At 71.2% G+C, this 21926-nt stretch carries 13 protein-coding genes and 1 pseudogene; 8 read left to right on the forward strand and 6 right to left on the reverse strand.

Annotation, left to right across the window (positions count from 1 at the left end):
- The first annotated feature begins 35 nt into the window (after positions 1 to 35).
- The 5 genes from ACFWWU_RS34830 to ACFWWU_RS34850 all read left to right on the forward strand — a co-directional run bounded on the left by ACFWWU_RS34830 (position 36) and on the right by ACFWWU_RS34850 (position 8806).
- Complete coding sequence (locus ACFWWU_RS34830; protein ID WP_384152349.1) at positions 36 to 1142, forward strand: ricin-type beta-trefoil lectin domain protein; 1107 nt, start codon at positions 36 to 38, stop codon at positions 1140 to 1142.
- Between the two features lie 345 nt (positions 1143 to 1487).
- On the forward strand, positions 1488 to 3473 hold the full coding sequence (locus ACFWWU_RS34835; RefSeq protein ID WP_384152352.1) for a beta-galactosidase: 1986 nt from the start codon (positions 1488 to 1490) through the stop codon (positions 3471 to 3473).
- A 733-nt stretch (positions 3474 to 4206) separates the two neighbouring features.
- The gene (locus ACFWWU_RS34840) at positions 4207 to 5718 is read left to right on the forward strand and encodes a glycoside hydrolase family 43 protein (protein WP_384152355.1); all 1512 of its coding nucleotides are present in this window, start codon (positions 4207 to 4209) and stop codon (positions 5716 to 5718) included.
- 142 nt (positions 5719 to 5860) lie between these two features.
- The gene (locus ACFWWU_RS34845) at positions 5861 to 7618 is read left to right on the forward strand and encodes a cellulase family glycosylhydrolase (RefSeq protein WP_384152358.1); all 1758 of its coding nucleotides are present in this window, start codon (positions 5861 to 5863) and stop codon (positions 7616 to 7618) included.
- Between the two features lie 171 nt (positions 7619 to 7789).
- The gene (locus ACFWWU_RS34850; protein ID WP_384152361.1) at positions 7790 to 8806 is read left to right on the forward strand and encodes a LacI family DNA-binding transcriptional regulator; all 1017 of its coding nucleotides are present in this window, start codon (positions 7790 to 7792) and stop codon (positions 8804 to 8806) included.
- A 141-nt stretch (positions 8807 to 8947) separates the two neighbouring features.
- Here the strand turns inward: ACFWWU_RS34850 and ACFWWU_RS34855 are convergent, their stop codons facing one another.
- Positions 8948 to 9664 carry a hypothetical protein gene (locus ACFWWU_RS34855; RefSeq protein WP_384152364.1) on the reverse strand — a complete coding sequence of 239 codons (717 nt, stop codon included), beginning with the start codon at positions 9662 to 9664 and terminating at the stop codon, positions 8948 to 8950.
- Between the two features lie 542 nt (positions 9665 to 10206).
- On the opposite strand from ACFWWU_RS34855, the pseudogene ACFWWU_RS34860 reads away from it, so the two are divergent.
- Positions 10207 to 10559 (forward strand): annotated as a pseudogene (locus ACFWWU_RS34860) (glycoside hydrolase family 3 N-terminal domain-containing protein); the annotation flags it as partial.
- 88 nt (positions 10560 to 10647) lie between these two features.
- Here the strand turns inward: ACFWWU_RS34860 and ACFWWU_RS34865 are convergent.
- The gene (locus tag ACFWWU_RS34865) at positions 10648 to 12789 is read right to left on the reverse strand and encodes a beta-galactosidase (RefSeq protein WP_384152367.1); all 2142 of its coding nucleotides are present in this window, start codon (positions 12787 to 12789) and stop codon (positions 10648 to 10650) included.
- Between the two features lie 244 nt (positions 12790 to 13033).
- Between ACFWWU_RS34865 and ACFWWU_RS34870 the strand changes: the two genes are divergently transcribed.
- The gene (locus ACFWWU_RS34870) at positions 13034 to 14428 is read left to right on the forward strand and encodes a GH1 family beta-glucosidase (protein ID WP_384152412.1); all 1395 of its coding nucleotides are present in this window, start codon (positions 13034 to 13036) and stop codon (positions 14426 to 14428) included.
- Positions 14425 to 16707 carry an alpha-xylosidase gene (gene yicI / locus ACFWWU_RS34875; protein ID WP_384152370.1) on the forward strand — a complete coding sequence of 761 codons (2283 nt, stop codon included), beginning with the start codon at positions 14425 to 14427 and terminating at the stop codon, positions 16705 to 16707. The genes ACFWWU_RS34870 and yicI overlap by 4 nt, the downstream gene beginning before the upstream one ends.
- A 66-nt stretch (positions 16708 to 16773) precedes the next feature.
- On the opposite strand, the gene ACFWWU_RS34880 is transcribed toward yicI, so the two are convergent.
- From ACFWWU_RS34880 to ACFWWU_RS34895, 4 genes are all read right to left on the reverse strand, one after another.
- Positions 16774 to 18273 carry a GH1 family beta-glucosidase gene (locus tag ACFWWU_RS34880; RefSeq protein ID WP_384152373.1) on the reverse strand — a complete coding sequence of 500 codons (1500 nt, stop codon included), beginning with the start codon at positions 18271 to 18273 and terminating at the stop codon, positions 16774 to 16776.
- 51 nt (positions 18274 to 18324) lie between these two features.
- The gene (locus ACFWWU_RS34885) at positions 18325 to 19233 is read right to left on the reverse strand and encodes a carbohydrate ABC transporter permease (protein WP_384152376.1); all 909 of its coding nucleotides are present in this window, start codon (positions 19231 to 19233) and stop codon (positions 18325 to 18327) included.
- Between the two features lie 13 nt (positions 19234 to 19246).
- Positions 19247 to 20251 (reverse strand): carbohydrate ABC transporter permease, encoded by a 1005-nt coding sequence (locus ACFWWU_RS34890; protein ID WP_384152379.1) that lies wholly within the window; start codon positions 20249 to 20251, stop codon positions 19247 to 19249.
- A gap of 121 nt (positions 20252 to 20372) precedes the next feature.
- On the reverse strand, positions 20373 to 21683 hold the full coding sequence (locus ACFWWU_RS34895) for an extracellular solute-binding protein (RefSeq protein ID WP_384152382.1): 1311 nt from the start codon (positions 21681 to 21683) through the stop codon (positions 20373 to 20375).
- Positions 21684 to 21926 lie beyond the last annotated feature (243 nt).

The following is a 21926-nucleotide window of genomic DNA, read 5'->3' on the forward strand; positions in this document are numbered from 1 at the left end:
GATTCCGCACTCACTCGTCAAAGGAGGACGCCTGCATGAAAAAGTCTTGGACTCGGTCCCTCATCGCTCTTGTCAGTGCCGCGCTCGCGGTGGCGGCGACCGGTGTGACCCCTGCCTCCGCCGCCTCGACCACGCCCCTGCGGGTGATGCCGTTGGAAGACTCGATCACCTGGGGTGTGGGGAGCAGTACGGGCAACGGCTACCGGGGTCCGTTGGGGGACAAGCTCGCGGCGGACGGCCGTCCGCTGGACTTCGTCGGCACGTTGCGGGGCGGCTCGATGTCCGACCCCGACAACGAAGGCCACTCCGGATACCGCATCGACCAGATCGCCGCGCTCGCCGACGCCTCGCTGACCCGCTACCGGCCCAACGTCGTGACGCTGGAGATCGGCACCAACGACCTCAACGGGAACCACCAGCCCTCCACCGCCGCCGCCCGACTGAAATCCCTGGTGAACCAGATCACCGCCGCCGCCCCCGACGCGACCGTCCTCGTGGCCTCCCTGGTCGTGTCCACCAGCGGCACGGTGGAGCAGCACCGTGGCGCGTACAACCAGGCCGTCCCCCACATCGTGAGCGAGGCACAGGCCGCGGGCAAGCGCGTCGCGTACGTGGACATGAGCGGCCTGACCACGGCCGACCTGGCCGACGCCCTGCATCCCAACGACACGGGCTACCGGAAGATGGCGGACGCCTTCCACCGCGGCATCCAGGCCGCGGACGGCGCGGGGTGGCTGAGGAACCCCGCCCCCGTCGCCGCGCGTGTGGAGTCCGGCACCGCCGGCAAGTGTCTGGATGTCAGCGGCGCCGGGACGGCCAACGGGACCGCTGTCCAGATCTGGGGCTGCAGCGGCAACGCCAACCAGCTCTGGTCCGCCTACACCGGCGGGACCCTGCGCTCCATGGGCAAGTGCCTCGACGCCGCCGGCGGGGGCACCGCCAATGGCACCAAGGTGCAGCTCTGGGCCTGCCACGGCGGCCCCAACCAGGTCTGGCAGCCCTACAACGGCGGCTACCGCAACCCCGCCTCCGGCCGCTGCCTCGACGATCCGAGCTTCTCCACGGCCGACGGCACACGGCTCCACCTGTGGGACTGCCACGGCGGCTCCAACCAGAAGTGGACCACTCTGACCGCCGGATGACCCCCGCGCCCGGGACCTGAGCCCTTTCCGAGCTCCGGTCCCGGGCGCGCTCCGGTCCCGGGCGCGGCGCCCGCCGTGGCTGGAGTGTCGAAGCGCTTCAATCATGCCATCGACTCCTGCGGGCCGTTAACGAACAGGCAAGGAAGGGTGTTTCACGTCAGCACCCTTGTTCCACGCGAAACTTGTCCGTTACCTTGCGCCTGGGAGTGAAGCGCTTCGACAGTGGGGCAGGAAGGCCGCCGCCATGAGTCCGGAGCAGCTCCCCGAGCACCACGCACCCGCCGTCTCCGGCCCCGTGCAGGTCCGTCGGAGCACGACTCGACTCTCCGTAACCGAGGAAGCGTCATGACGACTCGCAGCATCACCGACCGCCTGGGCGGCCTGGCCTTCGGCGGGGACTACAACCCCGAGCAGTGGGACGAGCCGGTGTGGAAGGAGGACGACGAGCTCATGCGCCGGGCCAGGGTCAACCTGGCCACGGTGGGCGTCTTCTCGTGGGCCCTGCTCGAACCGGAGGAGGGCCGCTACGACTTCGCCTGGCTCGACGTCCACATCGACCGCCTCCACGCGAACGGCGTGGCCGTCGACCTCGCCACCCCGACCGCCTCCCCGCCGCCCTGGTTCACCCTGGCCCACCCCGACGCGCTGGCGGTCCTGCCCGACGGGACCAGCCTCGTCCACGGCAGCCGCGACACGTACTGCCTCGCCGCCCCCGCCTACCGCGGCGCGGCCCGCCGGATCGCCTCCGCGCTCGCCGAGCGATACGGCGACCACCCCGCCCTCGCGCTGTGGCACGTGCACAACGAGTACGGCACGCTCTGCTACTGCGACCACACGGCCGCGGCGTTCCGGGTGTGGCTGCGCGCCCGCCACAGCTCGCTGGACGTCCTCAACGAGGCCTGGGGAACGGCCTTCTGGAGCCAGCGCTACTCCTCGTGGGAACAGGTGCTGCCGCCGCGCGCGACGCAGTGGCACAAGAACCCCGGCCAGGCGCTGGACTTCCACCGCTTCTGGTCCGACGAGATCATCGCCGCCTACCGCGAGCAGCGCGACGCGATCCGCGCGCACAGCGACCGGCCGGTGACGACCAACCTGATGCTCCCCGCCTACCAGAACGTGGACCTCTGGGCCTTCGCCCGCGAACTCGACGTCGTCACCTCCGACCAGTATCCGACCGCACCCGGCCTGGACGCCGCCGCCCACGCCGCCTTCCACGCCGACCGCACCCGCTCCCTGGGCGGTGGACGCCCCTGGCTGCTGATGGAACAGGGCACCAACACCGTCTACGACGGCGGCCAGATCCTCGCCAAGGAGCCCGGCGAGATCCTGCGCCACAGCCTCGGCCACATCGCCCGCGGTTCGGAGGGCGCCCTGTTCTTCCAGTGGCGGCAGTCCCGGGCAGGCGCCGAGACCTGGCACTCGGCGATGGTCCCGCACGCGGGTCCGGACAGCCGTGTCTTCCGCGAGGTCACGCAGCTGGGCGAGGCGGTCGCCCGGCTGGGCGAGCTGGCGGGGTCGACGGTCACCGCGTCGGTGGCCGTGCTCGACGCCCCGGACGCCTGGTGGGCGCTCGGCGTGGACGGGCTGCCCTCCTCCCGCCTCGACTACCACGCGGCACTCGTTCGCGCGCACCGCGCGCTGTGGGACGCGGGAGCCACCGTCGACTTCGCCCATCCGGAGCACGAGTTGAGCCGCTTCCGGTTCGTCATCGCCCCGGCCCTGTTCCTGCTGTCCGACAAGGGCGCCGAGAACCTGCGCCGTTACGTCGAGGGCGGCGGCACGCTCCTCGTCCAGCACGCGAGCGGATTCGTCGACGACCGCATGCACGCCCGGCTCGGCGGCTATCCCGCGGGCCCGCTGCGCGAGGCGCTGGGCGTCCGCGTCGAGGAGTACCGGCCGCTGCGGCAGGACGAGCGGATCGCCCTGTCGGACGGGTCGCACGGCACGGTCTGGAGCGAGTCCCTGCGCACCGAGGGCGCGGAGTCGATCGCCGCCTACACCCACGGCATGCTCACGGGCAGCCCCGCCCTCACCCGGCACCGCTTCGGCACCGGGCAGGGCTGGTATCTCTCCACCCGCCCGGACGACGCCGACTACGCCGCCCTGGTCGGCCGCCTGCTGAAGGAGGCCGGCGTCGAGCCGAACGTACCGGGCCTGCCGGCCGGCGTCGAAGCAGTCACCCGACACGCACCCGACGGCCGCCACTGGCAGGTCCTGCTCAACCACACCTCCGAGGCCGTGCCCTTGCCGGACCCCGCCCACGACCTGCTCGCCGGTGCCCTCGCGCACGAACTGCCGCCGGGCGGTTGCGCGGTTCTGCGCGGGAACTGACCTCGAAAGGCCGCCATGACCGAGGAACGAGCGACCTTCCACTGGGGACACCAGGCACGTCACCTCGAGAGCGTCCTCGATGACGACGGCAGCCCCCCCGCCTCACGCACCTCGGACTGCCCGGCGAAGCGCGGAGAGTCCCCGGTGCGTCCCTGCCCCTGGTGGAGGTGACGGCCGCGGGTCACGGCCGCGGCCGGTCGGGCGACCGCCTGATCGGGACCGATCTCGGCGGCCGTCTGCGCCACCGGAGCCCCGCACGACCCACGACGGCGACTGCCACACCCTGACCGCGCACCTCCACGATCCGGAAGCCGGGCTGGTCACGGAGCTGACCTACCGGTCACCGGACAGCAGCCCCGTGCTCCGCAGCGAGGTGGCCCTGCGCAACGAACGGCGGACCGCGCTGCACCTGAAGTCGGTCAGCTCGCCCGCGGTGGGCGGCCTCACCCGCAGGCCCCCGCGGACATCGACGCCGCGGACCTGCTGTGGGCGGAGAACGACTGGCTCGCCGAAGGCCGCCAGCGGCGACAGCCGATGCGCCTGACCGCACCGGCCCTCGACGGACGCGTCAGCCGGGCGCACGGCAGAGCCGGCGACCGCCGCGCCCGGCGCCGCCCGCACACCGGCCACCAGCTCCTGCCCGTCATCCTCAACGGCTCCATGAACCGCCTGATGGGCGACCCCACGACCGAGAAGCACGCCCGCATCACGAATCGACGAGAGGACCCCTCACGTGCCTCCGCTGCCCCAGCCGGACCGACGCTTCGCCAACCCCGTGATCCCCGGCTTCCACCCCGACCCCAGCGTCTGCCGCGTCGGCGACGACTACTACGTGGCCTGCTCCAGCTTCGAGTACTTCCCCGGCGTGCCCCTCTTCCACAGCCGTGACCTGGTGCACTGGACGCAGATCGGCAACGCCCTGGACCGGCCGGACCAACTGCGGCTGTCGGACGCGTGGTCCTCCGGCGGGATCTACGCCCCCACCCTGCGCCACCACGACGGCCGCTTCTGGTTGATCGTCACCAACTGCAGCGAGGGCGGCGGCAACCTGATCGTCACGGCCACCGACCCCGCCGGACCGTGGTCGGACCCGATCTGGGCGCCGGGTGTCACCGGCATCGACCCCGACCTGGTCTGGGACGAGGACGGCACCTGCTGGTGCACGGTCGCCGGGGGCTCGCAGGTCCGTATCGACCCGTCCACGGGAGAGACGTACGGGACACCGCACCAGCTCTGGTCCGGCGGGCCCGGCGCCAAAGCCCCGGAGGCTCCGCACCTGTACCGGATCGGCGACTACTGGTACCTGCTCATCGCCGAGGGCGGCACCGAGCGCGGCCACGGAGTCTCGATCGCCCGCGGCCCCTCCCCCGCCGGCCCGTTCGAGCCGTGCCCGGCCAACCCGATCCTCACCCACCGCGGCATCGACCACCCCGTGCAGAACACCGGGCACGCCGACCTGGTCCAAGGCCCCGACGACTCCTGGTGGATGGTGCTGCTCGGCGTCCGACCCGGCGGCGGCACGCCGGGCTGGCACGTGCTCGGCCGGGAGACCTTCCTGGCCCCCGTGACCTGGGTGGACGGCTGGCCGGTCGTCGGCGAGGTCTCCCTGGACCTGCCGGAGCTCCCGTGGCCGCTCTCCCCCGGCCCTGTCGAGGAGCAGCGGGACGACTTCGAGCTCGCCGAACTGCGACCGTCATGGATCTCCCTGCGCGACCGGCCCGCCGAACTCTGCACCACCAAGGAGCGCCCCGGCTGGCTGACGCTCCGCGCGCGGGGCGGCTCGCTGGACGAGCCCGACGTGGTGTTCACGGGTCGGCGCCAGCGGCATCTCTCGTGCCGGGCACGCACTCTCGTCGATGCCTCGGAGGGACGCGGCGGCCTCGCCGTCCGGCTCGACGAGCGGCACCACTACGCGATCGAGGTGTCCGGCACGCGGGTGCGGGTGGTCGCGCGCGTCGGCTCCCTGCGCACGGTCGTGGCCGCACAGTCCGTGCCCGCCGGGCCGGTCGTCCTCGCCGTCACCCTCACGGAACCGCCGTCTCCGCACGGACCGTGCACCGGACCCGACGTCGTCACCCTCGGCGTCGAGCAGCCCGACGGCACGTTCACCGAGCTCGCGGCCCTCGACGGCCGCTATCTGTCGACCGAGGTCGCCGGCGGCTTCACCGGCCGGGTCATCGGCATGTACACCGCGGAAGGCACCGTCCACTTCGACTGGTTCGCCTACGAGCCCCTCGACGGCTGAACCAGGCCCCTCCCCCGTCGGACCGGGACGCAGGACACACCGCAACCGATGAACCTGCCGGCAGCCGTGGTCGGTGGTGGCCCCTGGTCGCTGCCCGACCACGTACCACATCACCCATACGACCGTCCGAAAGGCATGACACATGAAGGACATAGGGCGACCCGCGCACCACCGCGGCCCCGGACGCCTGGCCGGCCTGCTGATGGCGCTGCTCGTCATCGTGGGACTCGCCGGCAGCACCGCGATCGCCGCGCCCGTCGACACGGCGCAGCAGGCCCGCTCCACGGTCAGGGTTCCGGCCCGCGCCATGGACGCCGTCGCGGCGATGCAGCCCAGCTGGAACCTGGGCAACACCCTGGACGCCGTTCCCCACGAGGATTCCTGGGGCAACGGGCAGACCACCAAGGCGACGTTCGAGAAGATCGCCGCGGACGGGTTCCGCAGCGTCCGCATCCCGGTGACCTGGAGCGACCACCAGTCCACCACCGCGCCGTACACCATCGACGCCACGTACATGGCCCGCGTCAAGCAGCTCGTCGACTGGGCTCTGGGCAGCGGCCTGTACGTCGTGCTCAACGTCCATCACGACTCGTGGATGTGGGTCGAGAAGATCACGAGCGACCACGACAACGTGATGGCCCGGTTCGACTCCACCTGGTCCCAGATCTCCACGACCTTCCGTGACGCGCCGCGCAGTCTGATCTTCGAGGGCATCAACGAGCCGAGCTTCGCCAACGCCACGGATGCCCAGCAGGTCCACTACCTGCACGAGCTCCAGACCTCGTTCCACTCCGTGGTCCGCGCCTCGGGTGGCGCCAACGCGACCCGCATGTTGTCGCTGACCACCCCGGGAGGCAGCGGTGACCAGGTCCACCTGAGCAACCTGTCCACCACGATCGCCTCGCTGAACGACCGTCAGCTCGTGGCGCAGGTGCACTTCTACAGCTGGTACCCGTTCAGCGTGAACGTCGCGGGCGGCACCCTCTACGACGCCGTCGCGCAGAAGCACCTGGAGGACACCTTCGCCAACCTCCACCGCACCTTCGTCTCCCAGGGCATCCCGCTCTATCTCGGCGAGTACGGTCTGCTCGACTATCCCAATCACTTCCACCCCTCCCGCGTCGAGCGGGGCGAGGCGCTGAAGTACTTCGAGCACGTGGGCCACGGGGCACGCAAGTACGGCATCACCACCGCCCTGTGGGACCCGTTCTCGTACCTGAACCGCGACACCCTCAAGTGGCGTGACCCCGCCCTGTTCGCCGTGATCAAGTCGAGCTGGACCACCCGCTCCGGCGCGGCCTCCTTCGACAAGGTCTTCGTGCCGAAGTCCAGCCCGGTCACCGCCGAGTCGCTCACCCTGAACCTCAACGGCACCTCCTTCCGAGGGGTGTGGCAGGGCGGCACCAGGCTGGTCGCGGGTCGGGACTACACCGTCTCCGGCAACCAGCTGACCTTCACCGCCAAGGCGCTGACCCGCCTGGTCGGCAACCGCGCCTATGGCGTCAACTCGACGCTCCAGGCACGGTTCACCAGCGGGCTGCCCTGGAACATCGACATCGTCACCAACGACGTTCCGGTGCTGTCGGACGCCACCGGCACCACCGCCTCGTTCACCGTTCCCACCCAGTACCGGGGTAACGACCTGGCGACCATGCACGCCACGTACGCCGACGGCACCAACGCCGGCCCGACCGACTGGACGCCGTTCCAGGAGTTCAACAAGGCGTTCTCGCCCGACTACCCGAACGGCACGATCATCCTGACCCCCGGGTTCCTCGCCTCGCTCCGCGACGGGGAACCGGCGACGCTGGTCTTCCACTTCTACAGCGGCGCCGAACTGACGTACGAGGTCACGAAGTCCGGAGGCTCGGTCACCGGTACGGCCGTCCAGGGGTCCTGACCGCCAGCCCACGCCCTGGTTGCCCCCTTCCGGGCGACCAGGGGCAGCTGTCGAAGCGCTTCGACAAACAGCAGAACCTGTGCATCCTGACGCTAGGGTCTGCGCACACTTCACTGGTAAGGTGATAGGTACGTGCGCTGTCGAAGCGCTTCACACAGCCGGGAGAGCCAGATGGTCACCCTCGCCGAGGTCGCCCAGCACGCCGGAGTCTCGGCGAGCACGGTGAGCTATGTCCTCAGCGGCAAGCGGCCCATCTCCACGACCACCCGGCTGCGGGTCGAGCAGAGCATCCACGAGCTGGGATACCACCCGAACGCGGGCGCGCGGGCCCTGGCCAGCAGCAGGTCGAACATCATCGCGCTGATGGTTCCGCTGCGCACCGACATGTACGTGCCGGTGATGATGGAGATCGCCATCGCGGTCGCCACGACGGCCCGGACGCACGGGTACGACGTGCTGCTGCTCACCGGCGAGGAGGGTCCCGACGCCGTCCGGCGCGTCACCGGCAGCGGGCTCGCCGACGCGATGATCCTGATGGACGTCGAACTGGACGACGGGCGGCTTCCGTTGCTGCGGGGCACGGACCAGCCGTCGGTGCTGATCGGACTGCCCGCCGACACCTCAGGACTGACCTGCGTCGACCTCGACTTCAAGGCGGCGGGCGCGTTGTGCGTCGATCATCTGGCGATGCTCGGCCATCGCGACATCGCCGTCATCGGCGAGGCCCCCGCGGTCTACGAGCGGCACACCGGCTTCGCCGAGCGCACCCTCGACGGACTCCGCTCGCGCGCACGGGAGTTGGGCATCAGGGTGTTGCACCGGCCGTGCGAGGGCGGCTACGACGCGACCGCCGCCACCCTCGGCCGCATCCTCGACGAGCGCCCGAACACCTCCGGGTTCGTCGTGCAGAACGAGCAGGCGGTCGAGCCGCTGCTCGCCCTGCTGCGCCAGCAGGGCAGCGCCGTGCCCGAGGACGTGTCGGTGGTCGCGGTCTGCCCTGACCAGGTGGCCGTCCAGGCCTCGGTGCGGCTGACGTCGGTCTCCATCCCCGCCCCGGAGCTGGGCCGGCACGCGGTGGAGCGTCTGGTCGCCAAGCTCGACGGCCTCGGCGCCGACGACGTCCTGCTCATCGCACCCGAGTTGACGGTACGGACGAGTACGGGGCCGGCGCCCTCCGTCGCCTCCTGACCTCCAGACCTCCTGTCCACCACCGCCGAGCCCGCCCGAGCCGCCTTGCCGGCGGCCGGCGCGGTCCTGGGGAATCACCTGTGGGCCGAGGCCGACCGCGCCCGAGGAAGGGCGCGGACCGGCCTCGGCCCTGATGTCGGGTCAGCCGCCGCTGACGGTCAGGTTGTTGGTGGTGAAGTTGAGCCCGCCGGACGACGAGGTGATCTCATAGCCGAACTGCACGTCGCCGATGGTCTCGTTGCCGGGCATCCAGCCCTTGGTGTAGGCGATCCAGTGGAGGATCGGCTTGATGTCCACGGTGCCGGAGCGGGAGTCGGACGTCCGCAGGAACGAGAACACCTGGTTCGACCCGTTGGTGCCCTTGTAGACGTTCCAGTTGTGGCCGCCGAGCGTGACGCCGGCCTGCCAGGTGCCGATCGGACCGACGGCTCCGTTGTCGTTGACCCAGAGCATGATCTCGTACTGGTGGTCGGTGTCCCAGATGTCGTACGACGTGTTGTACGCGCCGGACGACGGGACGCTGACGTTGTAGTTGCTGGTGAGCCAGCCGAGCGAGTCGATCGTCTTGTTGATCGTCTTCGTCGAGTTGGGGTAGGACTTGATGCCGCCGGTGTTGGGGTGGTCGGCCCAGACACCCCAGCTGGTCCCGGAGTTGGCCCAGACGCACTGGCTGCCGGCGCCGGAACCCCAGATGTTGTTGTAGAGCTTGTAGCCGTCCAGGCTGGTGTTGCCCCACTGGTCGCAGGAGTTCCAGACTGCTGCCGAAGCGGGGGCGGAGGCGAGGCCGACGGTGGCACCGAGAGCCATCGCCGGCGCCAGCACCGCCATGGTGACCTTGCGTATCGCGCTCTTGACCATGGTGTCCCTTCCACGGGTGGGGGTTTTGTGGGGGTACTACCACGCCCCTAGGCTGAGGACGTGGCCCTCTCCGGCGACGAGATCGATCGGCTCCGCGTCGCCGGAGGAAGTCCTGACTTCGATACGGACGGTGCGGGGCGGCTTCAGGACCGCCCTCGCCCCGTCGGGCGTCCAGGTCAGTTCGACCTCGGCGCCGAACCGCGTGCGCGCGCCCGTCAGCCGGCCCGCCGGGAGAGCGGGCGGCAGGGCGGGTGGGCGAGGTCGGTGGTGAGGTGGGCCTACCGCGGGGCACGGGGCAGACGACCGCTGCGGCGGCAGCGGAACCGGCGGGAACGGAGCGCCTGCTCAGGTGAGACGTGCTCATGACATACCTCGGTCTTCACGAAGGGGAAGTCGAGCGGGGATCAGGGCCGCGGGACCGCCTCGACCCGCGGCTCCGCGGCGCGGGCGCGGCGCGACCAGCCGGACGGAGCCGCGGACGGCATACGACGGAACGACGGAATGCACCGTGGCGGGGCGCGGACCAAGGGCTTCAGCCCTTGATGGCTCCGGTGAGCATGCCCTTCTTGAACCTTCTGTCGCGGCTCACCCTCGACGAGAACATCGGATTCCTGCACCAGTCCGCGCCCGCCGTGGAACAGCTCGGCATCGCCGCGTTCCGCACCGGCCAGGAGGCCCTGCACGGCGCGGCCTGGATGGGTCCGGCCACCGTCTTCCCACAGGCGGTGGGCCTGGGCGCGACCTGGAACACGGATCTCGTCCGACGGGTCGGCGAGGCGGTGTCCAAGGAGGTCCGGGCGATGCGCACCCGCGACGACCGCGTGGTCCTCAACCGTCTGGGCCCCGACCGTGAACCTGCTGCGCCACCCGCTGTGGGGCCGTAACGAGGAGGCCCGGACCGTTCGGGCGCGGCTACCGTCCGGGGTCCACGGGGCCGACCGGTCCCAGATGCGGTGGGACCAGCAGGTCCTCGGTGGCGGATGTCACCGGTCCTCCGCGGCAGATGCCGGTGCGGTGGCGAGGACGCGGACGTCCCAGCAACCGAGGGGCACGGGCGTACCGGCCGGGACCGCGCTGCCGTCCAGGGCGTCGGTCAGGTCCACCGGGGCTTGGGCCGTGGCCGGCTGCCAGCTCCAGTTGTGGACGACATGGACGCGCCGGCCGTCGGGGGCGGTGCCGGTGGCGACGGTGACCGAGTCCGGCAGGCCCTGCCAGCCGCTGCGCGGGCAGGGCGCGAGCCACGCGGCGAGCGCGCGGGCCAGATCGCGGCCGGGCACGGTTCCCACGCACGTGACGCGGCCCGCGCCGTGGCGGCGGGTGGTGACGGCGGGCCAGCGCCCGAAGTGCGGGTGGTCGTACTCGGCCAGGACGTCGGCGTCCTCGACCGCCAGGCCTTCCACCCAACGGGTGGCCACCGCGTCGTCCGGCAGCCGGAGCGGGCTGTCCGGCGCGGCGCGCAGCGGCAGGTCGGCGTGCAGGTTGCTGAACTCCTCGTACCGGACACCGGCGGCCCGAACCAGTCGCGCCGGTGTCACCTCGTGGCGAGCCCGCGCCTCGTGGTCGCCGTAGCCGGTGCGGGGACCGAGGACGAGGTGGCCGCCCGCCTCAGCGTAGGCGCCGAGCCAGTCGAGGATCCCGTCGTCCGCCACGTACAGCGCGGGAGCGATGAGCACAGGGTGCAGCTCGGCCGCCGACTCCGGTGCCAGGCCCGGGCGTTCGCCACGCGGATCGTGCAACTGACGGGCGTGCAGGATCCGTACCTGACGTCCCGCCTCGAACGCGCCCCGGTAGAAGGGGTCGAAGATGCCCTCGTACGCACCCTCGTCCGGACCGCCGTCGGGACCCGCGAGCGGCGGGTACGTGTTCATCAGCCACTTGCTCGGCGCCGAGTACACCATCGCGATGTCGGCGTCCGGCGTGATCCCGGCGACCAGGGCCCCCGCCCGCTCGAACTCCGCTCCCAGGCGGGCGAGTTCACCGTAGACGCGGCCCGGCCGTCCGCTGTGCGGGAGGATCCCGCCCCAGTACGTCTCGGTGCCGAAATGCAGCGTGTGCCAGTGCCAGTACTCGATCATGCGGGCCCCGCGCGCGACCAGCGCCCACGCGGCCTGCCGCCACTGCCCGTCGAAGGCGGGCCGGTTGTCCGACGTTCCGCCGATGGCCTGGGCGTTGGTCTCCGTGATCAGGAACGGTTCCTGGCGCGAGGAGTAGATCCTGTCGGCGCTCCGGTGCAGCGCCCACGCCCCGTACGCCATCCATTGCCCCGGCAGCTTCTCGTGCGGCGGCTCCGGCATGGTGAGGCTGTCCTGCATGTCGTAGTACGGGTTGCCCGCGGTGACGTCCAGGCTGTCGGTGAGTTCGTCGTCCTCCAGGCCGGGAGACCAGAGGGCCAGGCACGTGGTGACGAACTGGCCCGGCCTCGCGTACTCACGCACGATGCCGGCCTGCCAGGCGATGAACTCGGTGGTCTGCCGGGCCTGGAACGCCCGCCAGGCCAGGTCGTACTGCGGCTGTGCGTTGCCCTCCGGCTTCCACAGGTCGGCCCAGGTGGACAGTCGGTGCGACCAGTACACCAGCCCCCACTCGCGGTTGAGGGTCTCCACATCGCCGTACCGCTGCCGCAGGTCGTCCACGAACCGCTGGAAGACACCGTGGTTGTGCGGCAGCCGCGGGCCCGGCTCGTTGTCGACCTGGAATCCGATGACCGCGGGATGGTCGGCGTAACGGGCCGTGATCGCGCGGATCACCCGCTCCGCGTGGAAGCGGAAGGCCGGGTGCGTGATGTCGACCTCCTGCCGGCCACCCCACGCGGCGGGGCGCCCGGTGGCGTCCTCGGCGGCGATCTCCGGGTACTGCCGGGCCAGCCACGGCGGCACGGCGTAGGTGGGAGTTCCGAGCACGACGGAGATGCCACGCTCGTGGGCGCCGTCGAGGACGGGTTGCATCCAGTCGAGCTCGAACCGGCCGTTCTCCGGTTCCCAGGTGGACCAGACCGACTCACCGACGCGGATGACGGTGAACTTCGCCTCCGCCATGAGATCGAGGTCGGTCTTGAGCCGCTCGTACGGCTGGTACTCGTGATAGTAGGCGGCGCCGAACAGCACGCGCGCGGGCAGATCAGTCATGGGATTCGCCCCCTCGAAGCCAACATCGTCGAAGCGCTTCACTCGCCGAGCAAGTTAATGAGCAACTTCCGGCGAAACAAGAGGCCGCAGGCAATGGAACCCACTTTCTCACCAGGCATTGACATCACATCCCAGGCGGTGACAGCGTCGAAGCGCTTCACCAACCGATATCTCTCCGGCTCATCGAGGTGTCCCTCCCGTGGGTTCTGCTTTCCTCCCCGGCGTCGACGCATCCGGCCCCACCGTGCGCCCGTTCCCCGAACTCCCGGCCGGGTTCCGCTTCGGAGCCGCGACCGCCTCCTACCAGATCGAGGGCGCCCACGACCAGGACGGCCGCGGCCCGTCCATCTGGGACACCTTCAGCCACACCCCTGGCCGCACGCTCGGCGGCGCCACCGGCGACACCGCCTGCGACCACTACCACCTCTACCGCGAGGACATCGCCCTGCTGCGCGGGCTCGGCGTCGACGGCTACCGGTTCTCGATCGCCTGGCCCCGCCTGCTGCCCCAGGGCACCGGGCCGGTCAACACCAAGGGCCTGGACTTCTACGACCGGCTGATCGACGAACTCCTGGCCGCCGGGATCGCGCCCGCCGTCACCCTCTACCACTGGGACCTGCCCCAGGTCCTGGAGGACCGCGGCGGCTGGCGCGTCCGCGAGACCGCCGACGCGTTCGCGCGGTACGCGGCCCTCGCGGCCGAGCGCTACGGGGACCGGGTCGAGCGCTGGATCACCCTCAACGAGCCGTACTGCTCCGCCTTCGTCGGCTACGCCGAGGGCCGGCACGCGCCCGGCGCCGAGGAAGGGCGCGGCGCGCTGGCCGCCGCCCACCACCTGCTGGTCGCCCACGGACTCGCGGTACGCGCGCTGCGCGCCGCAGGCGCCCGCGAGGTCGGCATCACCCTCAACCTCGACCGCATCCACGCCGCCTCCGCCCGCCCCGAGGACCGGGCCGCCCTGCGCCGGGCCGAGGTCCTCCACAACGAGGTCTGGACCGAGCCGCTCCTCACCGGACGCTACCCCGCGCACGAGGACCAGACCTGGGGCGGCCTCGCCGCCGGTCCCTGGCGGCTGCCCGGCGACCTGGAACTGATCGGCGCCCCGCTCGACTTCCTCGGCGTCAACTTCTACCGCCCCGTGACGGTCGCCGCCGGGCCCCACCGCGAGGCCGACCCCGAAACGCGCACCGCCGTGGACATCGGCGTCACCGAGCTGGACCCGTACGGGACCCGGCACACCACCATGGGCTGGCCCGTCGTCCCGGAGGCGCTCACCGAGCTGCTCTGCGGACTCCACGCCCGCCACCCGCGGCTTCCGCCGGTCTGGATCACCGAGAACGGCTCCGCCGAGGCCGACACCGTCGGCCCCGACGGCCGGATCCACGACCCCGCACGGATCGACTTCCTCGCGGACCACCTCGCCGCCGTCGCCGCCGCCGTCGCCGCCGGGGTGGACGTGCGCGGCTACTACGCCTGGTCGCTGCTGGACAACTTCGAGTGGGCGCGCGGCTACGGCCAGCGCTTCGGTCTCGTCCACGTCGACTACGACACGCTGACCCGAACGCCCAAGGACAGCTACCACTGGTACCGGGGCCTGATCACCGCGCACCGAGCGCGGACGGAGGAAACCACCCCATGAAGTTCACCGACGGCTACTGGCTGATGCGTCCGGGCGTCACCGCGCGCTACGCCGCCGAGGTCGCGGACGTCCAGGCCGACGAGCACCGGATGACCCTCTACGCGCCGGTGAAGCACGTGCGCAGCCGCAGCGGCATGCTCAACAGCCCACTGCTGACGGTCGAGTGCTGGTCACCGGCCGAGGGCGTGATCGGGGTACGTGCCACCCACCACGCCGGTTCGGTACGGCGGGGGCCGGAGTTCGAGCTGCCCGGCGCGCAGCCCGATGGGGGAAAGGTGCACCGGGACGGCGCGGTGGTCGAGCTCAGCGCGGGTGAGCTGACGCTGCGGGTGGACACCTCCCAGCCATGGCACCTGGAGTTCACCGCCGGCGGGCGGGTGCTGACCTCCGTGGGCGAGCGCGGCACCGGCTTCGTCACCGACGCCGACGGCCGGCACTTCATGCTCGGACAACTCTCCCTGGGCGTCGGCGAGTCGGTGTACGGGCTGGGGGAACGGTTCACCCCGTTCGTCAAGAACGGGCAGGTGGTGGACATCTGGCAGGCCGACGGCGGCACCAGCAGCGAGCAGGCGTACAAAAACATCCCCTTCCACCTGACCAACCGCGGATACGGCGTCTTCGTCAACCACCCGGGCAAGGTCAGTTACGAGGTCGGCTCCGAGTCGGTCGGCCAGGTCCAGTTCAGCGTCGAGGACCAGTCGCTGGAGTTCTTCGTCGTCCACGGCCCGACCCCGAAGCAGATCCTCCAGCGGTACACCGCGCTCACCGGCCGCCCCGCCCTGCCCCCGGCCTGGGCGCTCGGCCTGTGGTTGACCACCTCCTTCACCACCGACTACGACGAGGCCACCGTCAGCCGCTTCATCGACGGCATGGCCGAGCGCGGCATCCCGCTGAGCGTCTTCCACTTCGACTGCTTCTGGATGCGCGGCTACCAGTGGTGCGACTTCGCGTGGGACTCCGACACCTTCCCCGACCCGGCCGGCATGCTGAGCAGGCTGAAGCAGCAGGGGCTGCGGATCTCCGCCTGGATCAACCCGTACATCGCGCAGAAGTCGGCCATGTTCGAGGAGGGCGTGCGGGAGGGCCACCTGGTGCGGCGCCCGGACGGCAGCGTGTGGCAGTGGGACCTGTGGCAGCCCGGCATGGCCCTGGTCGACTTCACCGACCCGGCTGCGCGCGACTGGTACACCGGCAAACTGAAGACGCTGCTCGACCAGGGCGTGGACTGCTTCAAGACCGACTTCGGCGAGCGCGTCCCCACCGACGTCGTCTGGCACGACGGCTCCGACCCCGAGCGGATGCACAACTACTACACCCACCTCTACAACCAGGCCGTGTTCGACCTGCTGCGCGCCGAGCGAGGCGAGGGCGAGGCGCTGCTGTTCGCCCGCTCCGCCACGGCGGGCGGCCAGCAGTACCCGGTCCACTGGGGCGGCGACTGCGAGTCCCACTTCAACGCCATGGCCGAGTCGCTGCGCGGCGGACTCTCCCTGGGCCTGTCCGGCTTCGGATTCTGGAGCCATGACATCGGCGGCTTCGAGGGCACCCCGACCCCGGCCGTGTTCAAGCGCTGGGTGCAGTTCGGGCTGCTCTCCTCGCACAGCCGCCTGCACGGCAGCAAGTCGTACCGCGTGCCGTGGGACTACGGCGAGGAGGCCGTCGACGTCACCCGCGAGTTCACCCTGCTCAAGCACCGCCTCGCCCCGTACCTCCAGCGCGCCGCGCAGCAGGCGCACACCACGGGTGTCCCGGTGATGCGCGCCATGGTGCTGGAGTTCCCCGACGACCCGGCCGCCGCCACCCTCGACCGGCAGTACATGCTCGGCGACGACCTGCTCGTCGCCCCGGTCTTCACCGACGACGGCACAGTCGAGTACTACGTACCGGAAGGCACGTGGACCAATGTGCTGACGGGCGCTCGGGTCACCGGTCCCCGCTGGGCGCGTGAGCAGCACGGCTTTCACACCCTGCCGCTGCTGGCCCGCCCGGACTCGGTCATCGCGCTGGCCGCCGACGACCAGCACCCGGTCTCCGCCTGGGTGGAAGGCGTCGAACTGCGGGTGCACACCGTGGCCGACGGCGCCGAGCGCACCGTGGTGATCCCGGACACCGACGGCCCCGGTGAGACGGCCCGCTTCCACGTGCGCCGCCGGGGCGACCGCCTGCACGTGACCACGGACAGCCCGCACCCGTGGCAGCTGCGCGTCGGCGGCCCGGACGCGACCCTGCACACCTGGCCCGCCGGCACCCGGGAGGCCGACCTGCCGTACCCGGCCTGAACCCGAGCGTCAGCGCGGAGCCCCCGTCCCCGGTCGCTTCGGCCTACGACCCGGTCTCCCGCCGGCTCAGAGGCCCGGGATCGCGTTCGCGCCGATGGCCCGGGCGTACCAGCGGGCACTGGCCTTCGGAGTGCGCAGCTGCGTGGCGTAGTCGACGTGGACGGCTCCGAAGCGCTTGTCGTATCCGTAGGCCCACTCGAAGTTGTCGAGGAGAGACCAGAGGAAGTAGCCGCGTACGTCGGCTCCGTCGGCGATGGCCTGGTGGACGGCGGCGAGGTGCCGGTGGAGGTAGTCGATCCGGTCGTGGTCGCGGATCTGACCGTCGGAGGTGGGGATGTCGGGGAAGGCTCCGCCGTTCTCGGTGACGGCCAGGGGCAGGCCGGGATGGGCCTGGGAGGTGGCCGTCAGGAGGTCGTACAGGCCGGTCGGGTCGATGGTCCAGCCCATGTCGGTGGTGTCGCCGGGCGGGAGGTGGAAGTTGACGTCCTCGGAGCCGGGCCACGGGGAGTGGCCGCTCTCGCCGTGGGCGTGGTTGACCGCGGCCGCTCCCGGGGTGGGGGCGGAGACGACGGCCGGGGTGTAGTAGTTGATGCCGAGGAGGTCGATGGGAGCGCCGATGGCGGCCTCGTCTCCCGGCCCGATCAGGGCGTTCCAGTCGACGACGTGCTCGGTGTCGGCGAGGAGGTCGGCGGGGTAGCCGCCGGAGAGCATCGGGCCGGTGAAGATCCGGTTGCCGACGGCGTCGATGCGGCGGGCCGCGTCGAGGTCGGCGGGGTCGGTGGTGAGCGGCCGGACCTGGTGCAGGTTGAGGGAGACCGCGATCTGGGCGTGGGCGGGCAGTGTCGCACGCAGGGCGGCGGTGGCGCGGCCGTGGGCGAGGTTGAGGTGGTGGGCTGCGCGGAGGGCGAGGGCGGGGTCGGTGCGGCCGGGGGCGTGGACGCCGGAGCCGTAGCCGAGGAAGGCCGAACACCAGGGTTCGTTGAGGGTGGTCCACAGCGCGACCCGGTCGCCGAGGGCGTCGGCGGCCAGGGCCGCGTACTCGCCGAAGCGTTCGGCGGTCTCGCGCTCGGTCCAGCCGCCGCCCGCGGCGGAGCCGCTCGTCCGACCGGTCTCCAGCTCCTGAGGAAGGTCCCAGTGGTACAGGGTGGCGACGGGCTGGATGCCGGCGTCGAGGAGTTCGTCGACGAGCCGGCGGTAGAAGTCGAGGCCGGCGGGGTTGGCGGGGCCCCGGCCGCCGGGCTGGATGCGGGGCCAGGACAGGGAGAAGCGGTAGGCCTGGAGGCCGAGGTGGGACATCAGGGTGACGTCGGTGCGGTAGCGGCGGTAGTGGTCGCATGCGATGTCGCCGGTGTCGCCGTTCGCGACCTTGCCGGGGGTGTGGGCGAAGGTGTCCCAGATGGAGGGGGTGCGGCCGTCCTCGGCGGCGGCGCCCTCGATCTGGTAGGCGGCGGTGGCCGCGCCCCACAGGAAGCCGGGCGGGAAGTGCAGTCGGTCGACGGCTGCGGAGGCAGGGGCGGTGGCGGTGGCTGTGGCGGGGGCGTTGGCTGTGGCGGGGGTTGCGGGCATGGCGAAGTACTCCTTCGGCAGAGGGGGTGGGACGAAGGGGGAACGAGAAGGTCAGCCCTTGACGGCGCCCTGGGTGATACCGCCGACGACGTGACGTCCGAAGAGGGCGAAGACGAGGAGGAGGGGCAGGGTGCCTATGAGTGCTCCGGCGGTGATGACGGACCAGTCGGTGGACCAGCCGGTGCCCAGTCCGGCGAGAGCGACCTGGACCGTCGGATTGGTGGAGCCGTTCATGACGATGATCGGCCACAGGAAGTCGTTCCAGGACTGGACGAAGGTCAGCATGCCCAGGACCGCCATCGCCGGTCGGGCGACGGGGAAGACGACGTGCCAGATGACGCGCAGGGAGTTGGCACCGTCGACGCGGGCGGCCTCCAGGAGTTCGGTGGGCAGTGCCTGGGAGAGGAACTGGCGCATGAAGAAGACGCCGAAGGCGGTGACGAGCACGGGCAGGATCAGCGCCCCGAGGTGATTGCTCAGCCCCAGGTTCTTGGTGAGGATGAACAGGGGTACGACGCTGAGCTGTGCGGGCACGGCGAGAGTGGACAGGACCAGGCCGAGCAGGACCTTCATACCGCGGAAGCGGAGTTTGGCGAAGGCGAAACCCGCGAGGACGGAGAAGGTCACCGTACTGGCGGTGACGGCCCCGGCGACGAGCGTGGAGTTGAGCAGGGCGACGCCCATGCCGCGCCCGCCGGCGTTGTGCCACACATAGGTGAGGTTCTTGAACAGGTTGCCACCGGGGAGCATCGGCGGCGGGCTGGAAACGACCGCGTGGCTGTCGGTGGACGCCGCGACCAGCGTCCAGTACAGCGGGAACAGCGACGCCAGGGCCGCGAGGCCCAGGACGATGTGGGCGAGCCGCCCGGCCCGGTGCTGGCCGCCGGCCCTGCCGGCGCGGGCGGACCGTCGTGCCGCCGCGTGGTGACGGCGGTCGGGGACGGATGTGGTGGTGGTCATGTCGTACTCCACGTCACTGGGAGGCGCGCAGGCGGCGGGTGATCAGCGCGTTGACGAGCCCGATGAGCAGCAGCAGGCCGAACATGATCCAGGCGACCGCGCTGGCGCGCCCGAGCATGCTGGAGTGGAACCCCTGGTCGTACATGAGGATCCCGAGGGTCTCGTACTGGTGGTCCGTGCCGCCCTGGTGGCCGCTCTGGCCGCCGAACAGGTAGGGCTCGCCGAAGAGCTGGGTGGCGCCGATGGTCGAGACGATCACCGTGAAGAGGATCGTGGGGCGCAGGGCGGGGATCGTGACATGCAGGAACTGCTGCCAGCGGTTGGCGCCGTCCAGGGCGGCGGCCTCGTACAGTTCGCGCGGGACGGCCTGCATGGCCGCGAGGAAGATCAGGGCGTTGTAGCCGGTCCAGCGCCAGGTGACGATCACGGAGATCGCGAACTGCGAACTCCAGCGGCCGGCCTCCCAGTGCACGGGCCCGGCGCCGAACAGGCCGAGGAGCCAGTTGGCCATGCCGCCCTCGGGGCTGAAGATCAGGGCGAAGACGAGGGTGGCGGCGGCTACGGACGTCGCGTACGGGGCGAGGAGCGCCGTGCGCAGGAATCCGCGGGCGCGGAGCCGGTAGTTGAGCAGGTGGGCGAGGCCCAGCGCCATCAGCAGTTGGGGGACGGTGGACAGCACCCCCAGGGTGAAGGTGTTGAGCAGGGCGTTCCAGAAGTAGTGGCTGACCTGGCCGGTGAACAGGTCCGTGTAGTTCTGCAGGCCGACCCATTCGGCGCGGTCGACGTTGTAGAGGCTCACCCGGTGGAAGGAGAGCCAGCCGGTGTAGAGCAGCGGGAAGAGGCCGAAGGCGGCGAAGACGAGGAAGAACGGCGCGACGAGGGCGTACGGCGTGCCTTTGGTGTCCCAGCGGTGCAGGCGGCTGCGCCAGGCCGTTGGACCGGCGGGGCGGGCCGGGGGCGGCTGGGTGTTCTGCCGGCCTGCGGGGCCGTTGCGGCTGGGGGCGGTCGTGGAGGCCACGGGCGGGTTCCTTCGGTGGTCACGGCTGGTCGCGTCGGTACGGGGAAAGGGGCGGCCGGCTCCCCGGTGACCGGCCGCTCCCTTCCCCCGCGACGGCGGCCGGGGAGAGGCGGGGGAAGGGTTACTGGATGGTGCTGTCGATCTGGCGGACGGTGGCGTTCCAGGCCTCTTCGGGGGTCTTGCCGTTCTGCTCCATGAGCAGGACGCCGGTGCCGAACGCCCCGGTCAGGTCACCCGCGCGCGGGCCGGTCTCGGCGGGCTTGATGGCCTTGGCTGCGGTGGAGAAGATCAGGCCGGTGGTGGCGCCGGGGCCGATGTAGGGGTTCTTGTAGTCGACGACGCCCGGCAGGTCGTAGGCGGCCTGGTTGGCGGGGATGTTGCCGACCTTCTGGAAGACCTTCGCCTGCTGTTCGGGCGCGGTGAGCCAGGCCACGAGCTTCTTGGCCTCGTCGACGTGCTTGCCGGAGGCGGGCACGGCCAGGAAGGAGCCGCCCCAGTTGCCGGCGGCCGGGGGCTGGGCGATGTTCCACTTGCCCTTGTTGCCGGGGCCGGAGAACTGCTGGATGTTGGCCTGCTGCCAGGAGGGGCAGACGGTGGTGGCGAAGGTGGACTTGGAGAACGCGGTCTGCCAGGGGGTGTCGAACATCTTCAGGCCCTGGCTGGTCTTGCCCTGGACGGCCTTGACGGCCAGGTCCCAGGCGGTCCTGACGCTGGGCGAGTCCTTGTAGGCGAGCTTGCCGTCCTTGTAGTACTGGACGGGGCTGCTGGAGACGACGGCGTTGAACAGTCCGCTGGCGCTGTCCATGAAGGCGGTGCCCCGGGGCGCCTTGGCCTGGTACTGCTTGCCCACCTCGACGAACTTCGCCCAGTCCCCCGCCCACAGCTTGCCGACCGACCCGGGGTCGGAGGGCAGGCCCGCGGCCTTGAACAGGTCCTGGCGGTAGCAGATGGCCATCGGGCCGACGTCGGTGCCGAGGCCGATCGTCTTGCCGTCGGCGGTGGTGGCCTGGTCCCACTTCCAGGGCAGGTAGTCCTTCTTGTCGACGCCGGGGGCGTCGGACAGGTCGGCGAAGGCGTCGGCGAGGTCCTCGGAGGTGGCCAGGGATATCCGGCCGACTTCGAGGGCCTGGACGTCGTCGAGGCCGCCGCCGGACAGCCGGGTCTGCAGGGCGGTCCAGTAGTTGCCCTCGACGGTCGTCGGGTTCTCCTTGATGGTGATCCCGGGGTGCTGCTTCATGTAGGCGTCGTACAGACCCGCCTCCTTGTACCCGAAGGTCCCGAAGGTGCCGACGGTCAGGGTGATCTTCCCGTCGGCGGAGGCGGAGCCGTTGTCGGAGGACGAGCAGCCGGTGAGGGCGAGCGCGAAGGCCACCGCTGCGGAGACGAGTACGGCGGAGCGGGTGCGGACGCGCGGCACGGACGAGCAGGGCATGGCATCTCCTCGATGCGTCAAAGGGGTTGAGGGGTACGCCGGGCAGAGCCTCGCCTCGTCGGCGGTCGGCGCGGGGGGTGGCCTACAAGGGCCGGGGTGAGAACAGGTCCTGGGGCTTCTTCCCGGATTGGGAGCGCTCCCAAAAGCTGGTAGCGGAACCCTGCCGTCCCTTTGACGGCCCTGTCAAGGGTGAAGGCCGGGAGGCTGGGGCACTGCCCGCGGGGGTGCCCGCAGGGGTGTCCC

The sequence above is a fragment of the Streptomyces sp. NPDC058650 genome (assembly GCF_042717315.1).
Classification (GTDB): domain Bacteria; phylum Actinomycetota; class Actinomycetes; order Streptomycetales; family Streptomycetaceae; genus Streptomyces.